Here is a 15,317-nt window from a genome sequence, read left to right on the forward strand (position 1 = left end):
CAAGGGTGATCTGTGCCAACTGGGCTGGATTTGGGGTCGGTTGCCTGGCATATGCTCACGCCACACAACCCCAGACAGACGTCGGCCCCCGGCCGGGACTAGCACTCCCGATCGAGGGCCTGACCAACGAGGAAGCAAGACCTTCCCGATGGATAACCAGCACTCTAGCGCGCCCTCGCGCGCCTCCGGGCTCATTCACGTCAACGTCCGCCACACGACCCGCTACACGGTCGTCGGCAACCACCTCGCCCAGCACCGCAAGCTCTCGCTGCTTGCCATCGGGCTCGCCGTCCACCTCCAGTCACTGCCCGCCGGAGCGCTCGTCGGAATCAAGGCCCTGGCGGCCAGGTTCCCGGAGAGCGAGCTGCGGATCGCGGGCGCCATGCGGGAGCTGGAGACCCACGGCTACCTGAAGCGCTTCAACGAGCGACTGCCCAACGGACGGCTGGCCCCGCGCGCGATCTCGTACAACCGCCCAGGGGCTGAATCCGGCTCCACGCCCGCGACGCCGACGTCGGCTCCGCGCCCGGACGACGACTCGCCCCCACCGCCGGAAACGCCGGTGCGGGAGACACCTCCAGAGCCCCCGGACGCCCCGCCGCCCCCGGTCCCGCCACAGCGCCCGACACCCGCACCCCGCCCCGTAACCCCGGCTGCGCCCTCGCCACTGGCGCAAGCGCACCAACCCGCCGCTGAGCTGCTCGCCCGCCTCCGCCTCCACGAGCCCCGGCTCCTCCTCGCCGAACGCGACATCCACCGCCTCGCCCCCGCCGTCACCACCTGGTTCGAACGCGGCGCCCATCCCGACTCCGTACGCCGGACCCTCGCCGCGAGCCTCCCCGATGACCTGACACACCCGGCTGGACTCCTCTCCCACCGCCTCACCGCCCTGCTGCCACCCCCGCTGCCTGACGAGCCACGGGCCCCTGACCCCCTCCAGAACTGCGATGCCTGCGACCGCGCCTTCAGGTCTCCTGAACCCGGCCGCTGCCGCGACTGCCGGCCCGCCTTCGAAGCGTGTGCCGTCTGATCGGCAGCCCCCGAAACAACGCTCCGTTTGCGTCAACTGGCCGGTATTCGCACTTGGTTGGTCGAACAAGGCCACGCTCTGCCATCATCTGGCCCTACGCCGGATCAAGGTCTGGGCGGTGCGGTGCACCGGCCCGGCGCACCCTCGGAGAGATCAATGGATGTAGCGCTTGCCCAGGCGGTGGTCACCGCACTCACCCAAGGCGCACTGGGTGCCGCCGGAGCCGGGGCCCTGGACAGCCTGCTCGGCATGATCCGGCACCGGTTCCGGCGCGATGACGCGGCGCTGACCGCGCTCGACTCGGCCGAGACCGAGACCGAGCCCTTGGTCCAAGCCCTGTCCCGCTACATCGAGAGCGATCCGGCCTTCGCCGAGGACCTGCGCGACTGGCTCAAGGAGTACGAGCGCGGCGGTTCGGACTCCGCGCCGACCAACCAGCTCCGGAACAGCAACCAGATCAACGGCACCGTGCACGGGAACGTGATCCAGGGCCAGAACATCCGAGGGAGCTTCTTCCGCGGGCTGCGCGGCGGAAGGTGACCGATCAATCCGTGGGTGCACAGCCTTCTTCCGAACAGACCGGCAACGAGATCTCGGGCGGATCGCACGTCGGAGGCAATGCCTATCAGGCCAAGAACATCCACTTCGGCGGGCGCTCGATCGGACTCACGGTCGTGGCGCTCGCCCTCGTGGCGGCCCTGGTCGCCCTCGCCCTCGTCCTGACCAACAAGGACGATGGAGGGCCTGATCAGCTCGCGGGAGCGCCGGCACAGAGCACGGCGGGGCAGACTCCGACCCCTTCCCCCTCGGCGAGCACGCCCACGCCCCCCCTTACCCCCACGCCGACGGCGACTCTGTCCCCCTCCAGCACGCCGAAGGCGGTGGAACAGGGCGGCCCGGGTGCCGCCCCTAAGGCCACCAGCACGGTCAAGCCCGCGACGGGTAGTCGTCCGTTCTCGGGAGCCCACATCTACTGCGGAGGCTGGAGGTCTTCCTCGCAATCGGAGAATCTCAAGGTCGCCTCCTGCGTGCAGGTCAAGATGGCCGATTCCAGCGCGACCTTCGGCGTCATGGTGAAGAACGTCGGCAAGAGTCAGGTCGTCGTCAGCACGCTCGTCAAGTTCGCGGACAACGGCACGACGGCAGACTGCCCTCAGGGGCAGTACGCGCCGAAGGGCATCCGGATCAACCCGGGTGGCACCTGGCACAGTGACCTGGCGGGATGCGCCGTAAGCGACCTGAAGGCCCAGTTCCAAGCCGTCGGATATGCGATCGAGGACTCCGGCGGAACGGAGAACGTCCAGCTCGGTGGGGCCAAGTATTCGATCACCCTCTCCCTGGCGGGCGGGAAGCTGCAGTGCCGTGTCAACGACACGTGGGGTACGTGCCCCACGGACACGTACCCGCCGAAGGGCTGACCGCCCGGCCCGACGGACTGCATTCAATCCTCTTCCCGGAGGCGCCGTGACTGAGGCGGCGCCGTTCCGGGCAGTCGCAGGGCGTGCACACGAGTGACGAGATCTACCACCGGGTGCTGTGGGACCCCCGCCTCGATCCGGAGCGGTTCGTGATGGGGATCGCGGAGCGCGGAGCCGGGCCGAAGCGGGTGGCGTTGGCCGACTTCGTGCCGGGTGGGGAGATCCCCTGGCACCGGGTGGTGTTCTTCGAGGCCGACGGCGAGGTCGTGTGGGACCGGGCGACGGGCGTGGACCGGCTCGGGGAGACGGTGGCCACGGAGGAAGAGACCGTCCCGGCCGGGGAGATCCTGGCCGTGGCGCCGACGAACCGTACGGCCGTGGCCTGGATCCCGCCGCGGCGGCTGTGGCCGCCGATCCAGCACATCCGCCGCGTGCACGACCGGCAGATCCACCGCTGGCCCCCGCACGTCAACGTCCTCTTCGGCTTCGTACCGGAGTCCGACTTCGAGCGGGCCGCCCCGCTGGTGGCCGCGGCGGCGCGGCGGGCGCCGCCGTTCAGGGCCCGGCTCGAAGGCGTCCACTGGTTCGGCCACCGCGAGGACGCCACGGTCTGGCTCGACCCCTGCGCGGCCGGCGAGGCGCCGTGGGCCCGGCTGCGGGAGGCCCTGGAGGTGCGCTTCCCGCTCTGCGGAGGCCATGCCAAGGGCTTCACCCCGCATCTCTCCCTCGGCCGCAGCCGGGACCCGCACCTGCTCGCCACGACCTCCGAAGCCCTGCTCGGCAGCGCGACGGCCCGCATCGCCGAGCTGGTGCTGCTGTCCCGCCGCGAGGACGGCCCGATGCGGATACGGGCGACGGTGGCGCTCGGTACGGGCGAGGTGTGGTGGGCCGACGAGGACGAGGGGCGTCCCTGAGCCGGCCCAGGACGGTTCAGTTGCGCGTGCTCGTCCCGCACTCCTGCGGCAGCTCGTCGAGGTCCTTGCTGCGGTCGTACGGGTCCGTGGCCGGGCCCGAGGCCCCGGTGTCGGGCAGCGCCATCAGGTCCTCGTCGAACATCGGGTGGTAGAAGCCGTCCACGGGGTGGTCGCAGTCGTCGTTGCCGACGTTCGCACTCCACTCGCTCACCGACAGCTTGCCCTTGGTCACGACGTACTCGTCCGGGTCGGGCAGGGAGAACGTGATCTGGCGGCGTACGACCGTCCGCGTCACCGCTTCGGCGCCCGGCCGCACCTTCACGACGGGATAGACGAAGGTGTAGTCGGTACGGATGAGCACGTGGTCGGCCCACTCACCCTTGCCGTTCTCCAGGGTCATCCGCCCCCGGGTCTTCACCACGGAGCCCACGAGTCGTACCTCGGCCGGGCTGAACCGGCTGAACAGCAGTGTGGGGTCGTCCACCTCGGTGGGCTTGACCAGGCCCTTCTCCATGGAGGAGCGGACGTCGGGCTGCTTCGGATCGAGCAGGGCCAGCGCCGCGACGGGCTTGTCGCCCTTGATCACGGCCGGGTCGAGGTTGGCCGCGACGAGGAAGTTCTTCGTCGTGCTCAGCGCGGCGGCGACCTGGTCCTTCGACATCCAGCCCACCGCCTTGGCCTGCGGGAGTTCGATCCCCTTCACCCCGTCGGCCCAGACCAGGGCCGGCGAGCCCTTGAAGGGCTCGCGCAGCGTCGGCCGGTCCGGGAACGCCTCCTCGGACGGCGCGGCGGACGGCCGCGCGGTCTCCGCGGCGAGCGGCTTGACGTCCCCGGCCTCGCGCCACGGCATCAGCTCCGGCCTCACCACGAGGACCGCGAGGCCGACGGCGACCACGATTCCGAACGCCCCGGAAACGGCCCGCGCCGCCGGACTCTGCCCGTTGTTGTCCCAACCCATGTGCCCCACCCCTGATTCATCGGGGCCATGACAGCTCATCGGCCCCGCGCACTGTGCGCAGCGGAGCGTCTCACAGCCCTCGGCACCACCTCGCAACCCCCGCCCGAAGTACGCGCTGCCGCGCAACCCCGGGCGTCCCCGAGCCGTCTAGCCAGGAGCGGATCTCGGCCCCGACCAGGCCGTCCGCAGCTTCGGGGGACTCATTCGGACCGGTAGGCAAGCACGGGGGAAGCAGCAGTGGACCACATACGTGAGCCCAGGACGGGTGTGCCGCGTCGCCGTAGTGTTCTCGCGTCGGCCGCCGCCCTCGGGGCCGCCGCGCTCGCCGGGTGTTCCGTGCCCGCTCCACGGCGGACCGGGCCCACCGTGGACCCCGCGCCGGGGACGCCGATCGCCAGTACGCGGCGCGCGCAGCTGATGCAGTTCGCCGCGCACCCGGACGACGACCTGTACTTCATGAACCCGGACACCCAGCGGATGCTCGACGCCGGAGTCCCGCTCGTCTCCGTCTACGTCACCGCCGGCGAGCACACGGGCCGCAACCGCATCGCCGGGATGCCGGAGGTGCCGCCCGACCGGGCCGCCTACTCCTCCGCCCGCCACCAGGGGCTGCGCCAGGCGTACGCGACGCTCCTCGGGCTCGACACGTTCGCCCCCTGGCAGAAGAGCGTGGCCACCCTCCACGGCGGGCGGCGGGCCGAGATCAACACGCTCGTGCACGGCGGCCGCCGGGTCGAGCTGATCTTCCTCAATCTGCCCATGCACACCTCCCGGCGCTACATGGCCCTGCCCGCGCTGTGGCACGACCGCGCCCTCGAACTGCGCACGCACCTCTCCGCCGACTCCCCCCTCGACCGCTCGGACACCTACGACCACGACCAGCTGATCGACGTCCTCGTGGGCCTCCTCGACCGCTACCGGCCGACCGTCGTCCAGACCCTCGACCCGGACCCCGACATCCAGCTCGGCGACGAGGCGACCCGCAAGCGCGACAGCGAGCAGCCCGGCTACTCCGACCACGGCGACCACACGGCCGTCGCCTGTTTCTCCTGGGCGGCGCTGATCCGCTGGGTCGCCGAGGCCCAGAAGGGATCGGGGGCGATACCTGCGTTCGTCGCGACCGCCTTCCGCGGCTACTACAACCGCCACTGGCCCAAGAACCTCCCGCCGCAGGTCCTCAAGGAGAAGGCCGGGCATCTCGTCCCGTACGGCGGCGATCCGTCCTGGCAGTGCGGCAATCCCTCGGGCTGCGGCGACTACGGCGTCGGCGGGGACCGTCCCCTGACCAACTGGAAGGGCTGGGTACGGGCCACCCACCATCGCTGGCCGGGCGCCGGCCCGGCCGTCGTCGCGCGGCCCGACGGACGGCTCGACTCCTACGGGGTGCTCGGGCTGCGCGCGGTGCGCTGGCGGGAGACGGAGAAGGGTTCCGGCCTGTGGGGCGAGCCGGAGGACCTCGGGGGCGGGCCGCTCGCGCCCGCGCTCGGCTCGGCCGTGCTTCCCGACGGCCGGGTTCTGCTCTTCGGGGTGCGGTTCGCCGCGCTCGGCGGCCACGGCGGCCCGAACAAGCGGGAGGTCGTCCTCCTGGAGCAGCGCTCCCCCGGCGGCCCGTTCCTGGCGTGGCGGGGCCTCGGCAATCCTGAGCGGGGCGACGACCGGGGTCGCAGGATCGGTGTGCCGGTGGCTGTGACCAGCCCGGACGGCCGGGTCCATCTCTTCGTACGGAACGCGGACAAGGGCGTCTCCACCCGCGTACGGGCCACCGACGGCTCATGGTCGCCGTGGCGGGCCCTGCCGGGAACCGACGAGGTCCAGGACGGTCTGGACGCCGTGGTCGACGGCGACGGGCGGGTCCATCTCCTGGCGGCGGGCCGGGCGTCCGTCCTGCACTGGGTCGACGGCACACTCGCCGAGCCACTGCCCTTGGCCGGTGATCCCGTCGCCGCCGTCCCGGGCCCCGACGGCCTGGCGGTGTACTACCGGAAGCCGGCCGACAAGGCGCTGCTGTCGGCCGGCGGGAACGCGTCCTTCGACGGGTACGGCCCCGTGGCCGCCGCCGCGGACGCCGGCGGGACCGTGCTGCTCGGCAGGGACCTTCGCGGCCGGATCCAGCTGCGGCGGGGCGGCCGGCTCTGGACCCGTACGCAGGGGACGACACCCGTGCAGGCCGCCGCACTGCGCATCGTCCCTGGCGGGCCGGTCGCCGTGGGCCTGGGCGCCGACGCCCACCCGTGGGTCTGGCGCCCGGCCTCCGCGCCGCAGCTGTAGAGAAACGACGAGGGCCCCCGGTCCGCCGCGAACGGCGGGCCGGGGGCCCTCTCATGACGCTCCGTCAGGAGCGGCACAGGTCAAGCGATCGACAATTACTTGTTGATCTTGGTGACCTGGCCGGCGCCCACGGTCCGGCCACCCTCACGGATGGCGAACTTCAGGCCCTCCTCCATGGCGACGGGCTGGATCAGCTCGACGGTCATGGAGGTGTTGTCGCCCGGCATGACCATCTCGGTGCCCTCGGGGAGGGTCACGACGCCGGTCACGTCCGTGGTACGGAAGTAGAACTGCGGGCGGTAGTTGTTGAAGAACGGGGTGTGACGGCCACCCTCGTCCTTCGACAGGATGTAGGCCTGGGCCTCGAACTCGGTGTGCGGCGTGACCGAACCGGGCTTGATGATGACCTGGCCGCGCTCGACGTCCTCGCGCTTGATGCCACGGAGGAGCAGACCGACGTTCTCACCGGCCTGGCCCTCGTCGAGCAGCTTGCGGAACATCTCGATGCCGGTGACCGTGGTGGTGGTCTTCTCGGTCTTGATACCGACGATGTCGACGGTCTCGTTGACCTTGAGGACACCACGCTCGATACGACCGGTGACGACGGTGCCACGACCGGTGATCGTGAAGACGTCCTCGATCGGCATCAGGAACGGCTTGTCGACGTCACGCTCGGGCTGCGGGATCGCCTCGTCGACGGCGGCCATCAGGTTCAGGACCGACTGGCCCCACTCCTTGTCGCCCTCGAGCGCCTTGAGCGCCGAGACCTTGACGACCGGCAGGTCGTCGCCCGGGAACTCGTACTCGGAGAGGAGCTCACGGACCTCGAGCTCGACGAGCTCCAGGATCTCCTCGTCGTCCACCATGTCGGCCTTGTTCAGGGCGACGACGATGTACGGAACGCCGACCTGGCGGGCCAGGAGCACGTGCTCCTTGGTCTGCGGCATCGGGCCGTCGGTGGCGGCGACCACGAGGATGGCGCCGTCCATCTGCGCCGCACCCGTGATCATGTTCTTGATGTAGTCCGCGTGACCGGGGCAGTCGACGTGGGCGTAGTGACGCGACTCGGTCTGGTACTCGACGTGCGCGATGGAGATGGTGATACCGCGCTGGCGCTCCTCAGGAGCCTTGTCGATCTGGTCGAAGGCCGAGGCCTCGTTCAGGTCCGGGTACGCGTCGTGCAGCACCTTGGTAATGGCGGCCGTGAGGGTCGTCTTACCGTGGTCAATGTGACCGATGGTGCCGATGTTGACGTGCGGCTTAGTCCGCTCGAACTTCGCCTTCGCCACTGGGGTCCTCCTGGAGTGGTTCTGAACGCCTTGCTTCATCGGCGCCAGGTGATCTTTGCTGGGATGCCAGGCGCCGGGACCCGATCCCTCGGGTTTCGGGGGCTGAGCCCCGGCGACTGGTGTCAAGCCTAAAGCGTGAACTCGGGAGAGTTACTCGCCCTTGGCCTTCGCGATGATCTCCTCGGCGACGTTCCGGGGAACCTCGGCGTAGGAGTCGAACTGCATCGAGTAGCTTGCGCGACCCGAGGTCTTGCTGCGGAGGTCTCCGACGTAGCCGAACATCTCCGAGAGGGGCACGAGGCCCTTCACGACGCGAGCGCCGCTGCGCTCCTCCATGGCCTGGATCTGACCACGGCGGGAGTTGATGTCGCCGATGACCTCACCCATGTAGTCCTCGGGCGTGACGACCTCAACGGCCATCATGGGCTCAAGGATGACGGGGGAAGCCTTGCGCGCGGCCTCCTTGAAGGCCTGCGAACCGGCGATCTTGAACGCGAGCTCGGACGAGTCGACCTCGTGGTAGGCACCGTCGAGAAGGATGACGCGGACGCCAGTCATCTCGTAGCCGGCCAGGATGCCGAACTGCATGGCCTCCTGCGCACCCGCGTCGACCGAAGGGATGTACTCCTTCGGGATGCGGCCACCGGTGACCTTGTTCACGAACTCGTACGAGGCGTCGCCGCCCTCGATGGGCTCGATCGCGATCTGCACCTTGGCGAACTGACCGGTACCACCGGTCTGCTTCTTGTGGGTGAAGTCCACGCGCTCGACGGCCTTGCGGATCGTCTCGCGGTACGCGACCTGCGGCTTGCCGACGTTCGCCTCGACCTTGAACTCGCGACGCATACGGTCGACGAGGATGTCGAGGTGAAGCTCGCCCATACCACCGATGATGGTCTGGCCGGTCTCCTCGTCGGAGTGAACCTGGAAGGAGGGGTCCTCCTCCGCGAGACGCTGGATGGCGACACCCAGCTTCTCCTGGTCACCCTTGGACTTGGGCTCGATGGCGACCTGAATGACCGGCGCCGGGAAGTCCATGGACTCCAGGATGACCGGGTTCTTCTCGTCGCACAGCGTCTCACCGGTGGTGGTCTGCTTCAGGCCCATGACGGCGACGATGTCGCCGGCGCCCACCGAGTCGATCTCCTCACGCTTGTTCGCGTGCATGCGGTAGATCTTGCCGATGCGCTCCTTCTTGCCCTTGACGGAGTTCAGCACCGAGGTGCCAGCCTCCAGGCGACCGGAGTAGATCCGGACGAAGGTGAGCTTGCCGAGGTGCGGGTCGCTCGCGATCTTGAAGGCGAGCGCGGAGAGCGGCTCGTCCTCGGACGGCTTGCGCTTGACGACGACCTCGGCGTCCTTGACGTCGTGGCCCTCGATGGCCTCGACGTCCAGGGGCGAGGGGAGGTAGCGCACGACCGCGTCGAGCAGGGGCTGAACACCCTTGTTCTTGAACGCGGTGCCACAGAAGACGGGGGTGATCGTCTTCTCGCCGCCACCCTTGCCGGAGGCAATGGTGATACGACGGATCGCGGCGTACAGCTGCTCCTCGGTGGGCTCCTGGCCCTCGAGGAAGAGCTCCATGATCTCTTCGTCGTTCTCCGCGACGGTCTCGACCAGCTTGCCGCGCCACTCTTCAGCAGCCTCGGTGTGCGTGGCCGGGATGTCGACGACGTCGTACATCTCGCCCTTGGTCGCTTCCGCGGACCAGACCAGGGCCTTCATGCGGACGAGGTCCACAACACCCTGGAAGTCCATCTCGGAACCGATGGGGAGCTGCATGACGATCGGGACGGCGCCGAGGCGGTCCACGATCATGTCGACGCAGCGGTGGAACTCGGCACCCGTACGGTCGAGCTTGTTGACGAAGCAGATACGCGGAACGCCGTAGCGGTCCGCCTGACGCCAGACAGTCTCGGACTGGGGCTCGACACCGGCGACGCCGTCGAACACCGTCACGGCACCGTCGAGCACGCGGAGCGAACGCTCCACCTCGACGGTGAAGTCGACGTGGCCCGGGGTGTCGATGATGTTGATGGTGTGGTCGACGTCCTCGAGCGGCCAGTGGCAGGTCGTCGCGGCGGACGTGATCGTGATGCCGCGCTCCTGCTCCTGCTCCATCCAGTCCATCGTGGCAGCGCCGTCGTGGACTTCACCGATCTTGTACGAGACGCCGGTGTAGAACAGGATCCGCTCGGTGGTGGTCGTCTTGCCCGCGTCGATGTGAGCCATGATGCCGATGTTGCGCACCTTGGCAAGGTCAAGCGAAGTGGTAGCCATATCGGCTCAGTCTTCTCTCGGTCTCGATGTGGGTTGCGACTACCAGCGGTAGTGCGCGAAGGCCTTGTTGGACTCGGCCATCTTGTGCGTGTCCTCACGCTTCTTGACCGAAGCACCGAGGCCGTTGGAGGCGTCGAGGAGCTCGTTCATGAGGCGCTCGGTCATGGTCTTCTCGCGGCGGGCGCGGGAGTAACCCACGAGCCAGCGGAGCGCGAGGGTGGAGGCGCGACCGGGCTTGACCTCGATCGGCACCTGGTAGGTGGCGCCACCGACACGGCGGGACTTGACCTCGAGGGACGGCTTCACGTTCTCGAGGGCGCGCTTCAGCGTGATGACCGGGTCGTTGCCGGTCTTCTCGCGGAGGCCTTCCATGGCACCGTAAACGATGCGCTCGGCGGTGGAACGCTTGCCGTCCAGCAGGATCTTGTTGATCAGCGAGGTGACAAGAGGAGAGCTGTAGACCGGGTCGATGATGACCGGGCGCTTCGGGGCGGGGCCCTTACGAGGCATTCTTACTTCTCCTTCTTGGCGCCGTAGCGGCTGCGAGCCTGCTTACGGTTCTTGACGCCCTGCGTGTCGAGGGAACCGCGGATGATCTTGTAACGAACACCCGGCAGGTCCTTCACACGGCCACCACGCACGAGCACGATGGAGTGCTCCTGCAGGTTGTGACCCTCACCCGGGATGTAGGCCGTGACCTCGATGCCCGAGGTCAGACGCACACGCGCGACCTTACGGAGTGCCGAGTTCGGCTTCTTCGGGGTGGTCGTGAACACACGCGTGCAGACGCCGCGACGCTGAGGGGAACCCTCGAGTGCGGGCGTCTTGTTCTTCTCGACCTTGTCCTGCCGGCCCTTCCGGACCAGCTGCTGGATCGTAGGCACTACTTCTCCGGTTTCTGTGTGCCGTCGTAAAACTAACCTGGAACCCAGCACCGACCCACGCGGTCGGGTGTGTCGAATACTGCGGACCTCCGCCGAGGGCGGAAAAGGCGCAGATTGCGGTGGCCGTTGACGAACTCGCCATGCGGTTGAGGACACGCACACGAGCCCAGGCACACCCCAGGCACAAGGTCTGAGCGTACCTATCGCATGGACTCCGGTCAAAACAAATGCCCACACGCTCCGGGGCCCGGCCGACCTCGGAGAACGCGGGCGGGGAAACGCTACGCCGGATGCCTCCATCGGGGGGTGGAGAACCCGGCGCCGGCGTTCACCGCCGAAGGCCGGGGAACAGGAGGCCGCGGGTGTCCGCCCGGGCGGGGGAAAGGGAGGCCGCGGGGCCTCCGCCCCACCGAAGAACGGGAAGCCGCGGGTGTCCGCCCGGGCCGGGGATCGGGAGGCCGCGGGTGTCCGCCCGAGCCGGGGAAAGGGAGGCCGCGGGCCCTCCGCCCGGGCCGGGGAACGGGAGGCCGCTGGTTTTCCGCCCCGGGCGCGAACCGAAGAGCCGGGGTCGACGATCACCCCGGCTCCTGTACACGCTCCCTGACGGAGATCCGTTCGACGGACCCCCGCTCAGTCCCGCGCGGCGCGCCTCGCATCGGACGCGTCACCGCCCTCAGCACCCTGGGCGCCCTCGGCGTCGGGCTCCAGGAACTGGTTCACCACCTTGATGAAGACGCCGAGCCGTTCGTCGGGGACGCCGAGCCAGCGCGCGAAGTCCTCCATGGTCGGCTGCCAGTCGTTCGGCGGCAGCAGATCCGCCGCGAGCGGCAGCTCCTCCGGGGTCACCCGGCCGGACCGGATCAGCATGTCGCGGACGGACACCCCGAGCAGCGGGGCGATCCGGCGCATGGTCTCCAGGTCGGGCATGCTCTGCCGCTGCAACAGCCGCGTCACGGCGGCGCGGTGGACTCCCGCCTCGTCCGCGATCCGGGACTTCCCGCCGCCGCGCGGGCTGTCGATGTCGTAGCCGCGCTCTCTCATCAGGCTTTCGACCCAGCCTGCGAATTCATCCAGCCCACGAGTGGTCATGTACCGCTCCTCACTCCTCCAGGCTGCCACTCTAGCGTGCTTGCGCGCACGGAATTACGTGCTTTCGGGCGCGCAATCGTGTCGAAACGGTAAAGGTGTCTCCACATTGTTGTTGCGCGCCCGCACGCAACATGTAACGCTGATTGCCGCCGACCTCATCGGCCTCCTGAGCCCCAGGGCCTCACAGGCCCCGCGGGCGCCCATGGGCCCCGGAGACTGGAGAAACACCTTGCAACTGCCCGACTCCCCCTCCTGGCAGGCCGCCGCCGCGTGCGCCGGCCTCTCCCCGGCCGTCGTCTTCGCCCGCCGCGTCCAACAGGCGGCCCCGGCGCTGCGCGCGTGCGAGGTCTGCCCCGTGCGCCGCGAGTGCGAGCAGACGGTCGCCCCGGCGGAGAGCTTCTTCGACGGCGTCTGCGCGGGCCGCCTGTGGCGCAACGGCCGCGCGGTGCCCGCGGCACGTACGGCGAAGGCGCGGCGGGTCCGCACGGCGACGGTCTCCCCCGCTCGTACCGCGACCGGTTCTCCCGCTCGTACCGCCGGAGCCGGCGCGGCTCGCCCCGCCGCGGTCACCGCCACCGCCGCCACCGCAATCGCCGCCCTCGCCGGGAGTGTCCGTTGAGCGACCGCGCCGTCGACCGGATCCTCACCGACATCACCCTGTGGACGGCCGCGCTCGCCCGCCAGTTCCCCGAGCTCGCCGAGGAGCTCGCGCCGGGGCGCCGCTCCCCCGCGGGGACCGCCCCCACCGCGCCGCACCCCGGCCGCGACGAGCTCATCCGCGAGTTGCGGCGCGAGGCCCTGCTGCTGGAGCAGCGCCACGGCCTCGTGGTCCCCGGGCACGGCGCCGCGCCGATCCGGCTGCACGTGTCCGACGCCATCCGCGACATCACCGACGGCGTGGTGGAGCTGGAGGAGGCCGTACGCGCCCGGCTCGGCCTGCCCCGCCCCGGCCGCGCCCCGGTCGTCGAGCGGCTCCGGCGCACGATCGCGCTGCTCGACGAGATCGCCGCCCATGCCGACCTGGCCCGGCACGTGCGCGACGAGCTGCGCCGGATGGCACGGCGCTGTGCGCGCACGCTCGGCGACACGGAGCAGGTCGTACGGGTCTCCGGGCGCTGCCCCTGGTGCGACTCGGTGTCGCTGCGGGCCTTCCCCGACCGGCGCGCCGTGCTCTGCGTCAACCCGGCCTGCACGTGCACCGACGAGGAGTGCGGCTGCCAGGACGACCCGGCGTACCGCCACCTGTGGCCCGAGGCGGCGTGGGGCGAACTGACGGACGCCGCGGGCTGCCGTACCGAGGAACTCGAAGCAGCGATGGAGGAGAACCCGTGCTGACGTCCCTGACACCGCCCACCCTGATTCCCGGACCGCTCGCGGCCGAGGAGGCGGGGGTCGCGCCGGCGACCATCCGCAAGTGGGTCCAGCTGGGTCACCTGCGGGCCGCCGGCAAGGCCGGCAGGGCCCAGCTCTTCCGCCTGGAGGACGTCTTCGCCGCCGAGCGCGCGGCGCGCAGGAAGCCCCGCCCCGCCGCCTGACCCGCAGTGCATGCACCACGAGAGCGCCCCCTGTCCGAACGCGGACAGGGGGCGCTCGCCGTTTCGGCGGTCCAGGTCGGCGGGCCTGCGGCGTGTCGCGGAGATGGCGCAGCTCGCCGTTTCGGCGGTCCATGCGGCGGTCCTGCGGCGCGTCGCGGAGATGGCGCGCTCATCTCGTCCGAACCCACTCCCCGAATTAGTTGCGTGCGCGCACGCTCTCTGTCACAGTTGGTGCAGCGGCGGAGCTGTGCCCGCGAGACGGGCCGCAGCTTCGCCGTTCGCCGTCCGGGAGCGCTCCGCGCCCCCACCCCCCTTCCCCGCGTGAGCGCCCCGGGCGGCCCCGCATCACCCGTCCCGCCCTCCCCTTCTCCCGAGGAGAACCGTCATGACCACTCCCCCGAGTGCTTTCCCAGACGTCGAGAAGCTGGTCGTCGACGTCCTCAAGGCCGACCCGGCCATGGCCGGCGTCACGGTCGCCGTCCAGGCGCCGACCGGCTTCGACGGCACGCAGAACGCCGTCCTGGTGAACCGCCGCGGCGGCGCCTGGATCGGCGACCTGCACGTCGACAAGCCGCTGATCGAGTTCGAGGTGTACGGGCCGACCAAGAACGCGGCCCACGTCCTCGCCAACGCCGCTCGGCGCGCGCTGCTCGCCACCATCGGCAAGCAGATCGGCGCGAACTTCGTCAGCGACGTCGAGGAGCAGGACGGGCCGCGCTGGATGCCCGACTACCTCTACCGGGGCGCCAACCGCTACCTCTGCGTCATCCAGCTCTCCCTGAACGTCTTCTAGACGCTCACCCCGACGTCCTCCCGACGTCCCCACAGACGAGGCCTCGCCGTCCGGCGGGGCCTTTGCCGTACCCGGACCCGACAGCCGGGGCGGTGCTCTCTCACACCTCTCACCAAGGAGAAACCCCACCATGGCAGGAAACAACTCCGCCGAGATCCGCGTCGCAGGCATCGGCAAGCTCTACGTGGCCGACGCCGGCACCTCCGCCCCGGCCACCTTCGGCACCGACTCCGCCGCCGACTGGTCCGGCGCGGGCTGGAAGGACCTGGGCTTCACCTCCGGCGACGGCGTCACGTTCTCGAAGAAGGACAAGCTGGAGGCCATCGACTCGTGGCAGTCGGTCTCCCCGGTCCACTACATCTACTCGAGCCGTGACCTCTCGCTGAAGTTCTCGCTGCTCCAGTTCAACGAGGACACGCTGCCGTTCTTCATGGGCGGCGACGCGGTGAAGGCGGAGCCGACCCCGGCGGTCGACACCTACCGCTACGAGATCGCCGAGCGTCCGTTCGCCGACGTGCGCGCCCTCGGCCTGGAGTTCACCGACGTCAAGGCCGGTGGCACGACCGCGGTCAAGTACCGCTTCATCATCCCGCGTGGCCAGGTCACCGCCACGGACGACATCAAGCTGGCCCGCAAGGCGGCGGCGCAGCTGGGCGTCACCTTCTCCGCCATGTCGAAGGGCGACGGCAAGCCGCTGGCGACCTTCCTCATGAAGGACAGCCAGTACTCCGCGACCGTCTGATCCCTCTCCACCCGGGGCGGGATCCAGTTCCAGCCGACCGCCCCGGGTATGTGGGCGTGTTCGAAGGCGGTCGTGTCCTCGTCCACGTCGATGACGCGAACGGTCGGGTCGTCGAGG

At 69.9% G+C, this 15,317-nt stretch carries 15 protein-coding genes and 1 pseudogene; 10 read left to right on the forward strand and 6 right to left on the reverse strand.

Features of this window, described 5'->3' with window-relative positions; genetic code table 11:
• Positions 1 to 148 precede the first annotated feature (148 nt).
• The 4 genes and pseudogenes from ABZ939_RS25265 to ABZ939_RS25280 all read left to right on the forward strand — a co-directional run.
• On the forward strand, positions 149 to 1,030 hold the full coding sequence (locus tag ABZ939_RS25265; protein ID WP_361859354.1) for a helix-turn-helix domain-containing protein: 882 nt from the start codon (positions 149 to 151) through the stop codon (positions 1,028 to 1,030).
• 156 nt (positions 1,031 to 1,186) lie between these two features.
• Positions 1,187 to 1,570 carry a hypothetical protein gene (locus ABZ939_RS25270; protein ID WP_361859357.1) on the forward strand — a complete coding sequence of 128 codons (384 nt, stop codon included), beginning with the start codon at positions 1,187 to 1,189 and terminating at the stop codon, positions 1,568 to 1,570.
• A gap of 11 nt (positions 1,571 to 1,581) precedes the next feature.
• On the forward strand, positions 1,582 to 2,448 hold the full coding sequence (locus tag ABZ939_RS25275) for a hypothetical protein (RefSeq protein ID WP_361859360.1): 867 nt from the start codon (positions 1,582 to 1,584) through the stop codon (positions 2,446 to 2,448).
• An 83-nt stretch (positions 2,449 to 2,531) separates the two neighbouring features.
• Positions 2,532 to 3,335, forward strand: a pseudogene (locus ABZ939_RS25280) (RNA repair domain-containing protein); the annotation flags it as partial.
• 43 nt (positions 3,336 to 3,378) lie between these two features.
• On the opposite strand, the gene ABZ939_RS25285 reads toward ABZ939_RS25280, so the two are convergent.
• The gene (locus tag ABZ939_RS25285; RefSeq protein WP_361859362.1) at positions 3,379 to 4,320 is read right to left on the reverse strand and encodes a hypothetical protein; all 942 of its coding nucleotides are present in this window, start codon (positions 4,318 to 4,320) and stop codon (positions 3,379 to 3,381) included.
• A 267-nt stretch (positions 4,321 to 4,587) separates the two neighbouring features.
• On the opposite strand from ABZ939_RS25285, the gene ABZ939_RS25290 reads away from it, so the two are divergent.
• Positions 4,588 to 6,588 (forward strand): PIG-L family deacetylase, encoded by a 2,001-nt coding sequence (locus ABZ939_RS25290; protein ID WP_361859397.1) that lies wholly within the window; start codon positions 4,588 to 4,590, stop codon positions 6,586 to 6,588.
• A gap of 95 nt (positions 6,589 to 6,683) precedes the next feature.
• On the opposite strand, the gene tuf is transcribed toward ABZ939_RS25290, so the two are convergent.
• The 5 genes from tuf to ABZ939_RS25315 form a co-directional block, all read right to left on the reverse strand.
• Entirely contained in the window at positions 6,684 to 7,877 is a 1,194-nt protein-coding gene (gene tuf / locus ABZ939_RS25295) for an elongation factor Tu (RefSeq protein ID WP_215069822.1), read from the reverse strand.
• Positions 7,878 to 8,027: 150 nt separating this feature from the next.
• On the reverse strand, positions 8,028 to 10,157 hold the full coding sequence (gene fusA, locus ABZ939_RS25300; protein WP_355105089.1) for an elongation factor G: 2,130 nt from the start codon (positions 10,155 to 10,157) through the stop codon (positions 8,028 to 8,030).
• Between the two features lie 39 nt (positions 10,158 to 10,196).
• Positions 10,197 to 10,667 carry a 30S ribosomal protein S7 gene (gene rpsG / locus ABZ939_RS25305; protein WP_003966970.1) on the reverse strand — a complete coding sequence of 157 codons (471 nt, stop codon included), beginning with the start codon at positions 10,665 to 10,667 and terminating at the stop codon, positions 10,197 to 10,199.
• A 2-nt stretch (positions 10,668 to 10,669) separates the two neighbouring features.
• Entirely contained in the window at positions 10,670 to 11,041 is a 372-nt protein-coding gene (gene rpsL, locus ABZ939_RS25310) for a 30S ribosomal protein S12 (RefSeq protein WP_003948652.1), read from the reverse strand.
• A 630-nt stretch (positions 11,042 to 11,671) separates the two neighbouring features.
• Positions 11,672 to 12,130 carry a helix-turn-helix transcriptional regulator gene (locus tag ABZ939_RS25315; protein WP_361859365.1) on the reverse strand — a complete coding sequence of 153 codons (459 nt, stop codon included), beginning with the start codon at positions 12,128 to 12,130 and terminating at the stop codon, positions 11,672 to 11,674.
• Between the two features lie 229 nt (positions 12,131 to 12,359).
• On the opposite strand from ABZ939_RS25315, the gene ABZ939_RS25320 reads away from it, so the two are divergent.
• The 5 genes from ABZ939_RS25320 to ABZ939_RS25340 all read left to right on the forward strand — a co-directional run bounded on the left by ABZ939_RS25320 (position 12,360) and on the right by ABZ939_RS25340 (position 15,200).
• Complete coding sequence (locus ABZ939_RS25320; RefSeq protein ID WP_361859368.1) at positions 12,360 to 12,749, forward strand: WhiB family transcriptional regulator; 390 nt, start codon at positions 12,360 to 12,362, stop codon at positions 12,747 to 12,749.
• The gene (locus ABZ939_RS25325) at positions 12,746 to 13,465 is read left to right on the forward strand and encodes a hypothetical protein (RefSeq protein WP_361859371.1); all 720 of its coding nucleotides are present in this window, start codon (positions 12,746 to 12,748) and stop codon (positions 13,463 to 13,465) included. Before ABZ939_RS25320 ends, ABZ939_RS25325 begins: the two co-directional genes overlap by 4 nt.
• On the forward strand, positions 13,459 to 13,665 hold the full coding sequence (locus ABZ939_RS25330; RefSeq protein WP_361859374.1) for a hypothetical protein: 207 nt from the start codon (positions 13,459 to 13,461) through the stop codon (positions 13,663 to 13,665). The genes ABZ939_RS25325 and ABZ939_RS25330 overlap by 7 nt, the downstream gene beginning before the upstream one ends.
• A gap of 385 nt (positions 13,666 to 14,050) precedes the next feature.
• Positions 14,051 to 14,458, forward strand: coding sequence for a hypothetical protein (locus ABZ939_RS25335; RefSeq protein ID WP_361859377.1), 408 nt, complete (start codon positions 14,051 to 14,053; stop codon positions 14,456 to 14,458).
• A gap of 130 nt (positions 14,459 to 14,588) precedes the next feature.
• Positions 14,589 to 15,200: a phage tail protein gene (locus ABZ939_RS25340; protein WP_361859380.1), complete on the forward strand. Its 612-nt coding sequence runs from the start codon at positions 14,589 to 14,591 to the stop codon at positions 15,198 to 15,200.
• Positions 15,201 to 15,317 lie beyond the last annotated feature (117 nt).

Origin of the sequence: Streptomyces sp. NPDC046712 (genome assembly GCF_040645695.1) — a bacterium.
Lineage (GTDB): Bacteria > Actinomycetota > Actinomycetes > Streptomycetales > Streptomycetaceae > Streptomyces.

Coding starts and splice junctions, on each gene's coding strand:
- ABZ939_RS25270 (WP_361859357.1), top strand. CDS start 1,187: ATGGATGTAGCGCTTGCCCAGGCGGTGGTCACCGCACTCACCCAAGGC.
- ABZ939_RS25285 (WP_361859362.1), bottom strand. CDS start 4,320: ATGGGTTGGGACAACAACGGGCAGAGTCCGGCGGCGCGGGCCGTTTCC.
- ABZ939_RS25265 (WP_361859354.1), top strand. CDS start 149: ATGGATAACCAGCACTCTAGCGCGCCCTCGCGCGCCTCCGGGCTCATT.
- ABZ939_RS25340 (WP_361859380.1), top strand. CDS start 14,589: ATGGCAGGAAACAACTCCGCCGAGATCCGCGTCGCAGGCATCGGCAAG.
- ABZ939_RS25315 (WP_361859365.1), bottom strand. CDS start 12,130: ATGACCACTCGTGGGCTGGATGAATTCGCAGGCTGGGTCGAAAGCCTG.
- ABZ939_RS25335 (WP_361859377.1), top strand. CDS start 14,051: ATGACCACTCCCCCGAGTGCTTTCCCAGACGTCGAGAAGCTGGTCGTC.
- fusA (WP_355105089.1), bottom strand. CDS start 10,157: ATGGCTACCACTTCGCTTGACCTTGCCAAGGTGCGCAACATCGGCATC.
- rpsG (WP_003966970.1), bottom strand. CDS start 10,667: ATGCCTCGTAAGGGCCCCGCCCCGAAGCGCCCGGTCATCATCGACCCG.